General features: G+C 54.4%; 1 pseudogene. It reads right to left on the bottom strand.

The window, feature by feature from the left end:
• A pseudogene (nadA, locus tag LN415_09990) lies at positions 1-495 on the bottom strand (quinolinate synthase NadA).
• Between the last annotated feature and the right edge of the window lie 49 nt (positions 496-544).

Here is a 544-nt window from a genome sequence, read left to right as displayed (position 1 = left end):
CTTATCCTTGACCGATCTCTTCACCCAATTGCCCAGGTGTTCGTCTGGTACGAAAATGACCTTGTCCTCGGGCACTCTGGAGACGATCTTCACGGCGTTGGATTATGTGCAGCAATAATCGCTGACCGCTTTCACCTCAGCGGTGGTATTGACGTACGAGACCACGGCGGCCCCAGGATGTTCGTTCTTGAATCCCAGTACCGTTTCCCTATCGGCCATTGCCGCCATTGGGCATTTTGCGATCAGATGCGGAGGAACGATGGGATGCACCACCTTCTTGTCGGGGTTCAGTATCTTCGCGGACTCCGCCATGAAGTCCACACCGCAGAAGATTATGTTCTTTCTGTCAACCTTGGACGCTTCCATCGCCAGACCGAGAGAATCGCCCAAAAAGTCTGCCACATCCTGGATCTCTGGCCTCTGGTAGTTGTGCGCCAGGAGTATCGCGTCCTGCTCCCCCTTCAGCCGGGCTATCTCCCCGGCGATGTCCTGCATGGCGATGGAATACCTGAATCTCTGCTTAAACTTTTTCTGGTGCGGAAAG

Source organism: Candidatus Thermoplasmatota archaeon (assembly GCA_022848865.1).
In the GTDB taxonomy this organism is placed as follows: Archaea; Thermoplasmatota; Thermoplasmata; order RBG-16-68-12; family JAGMCJ01; genus JAGMCJ01.
The sequence above is the reverse complement of the archived record's forward strand: the minus strand, read 5'-3'. Positions and strand labels throughout refer to the sequence as shown.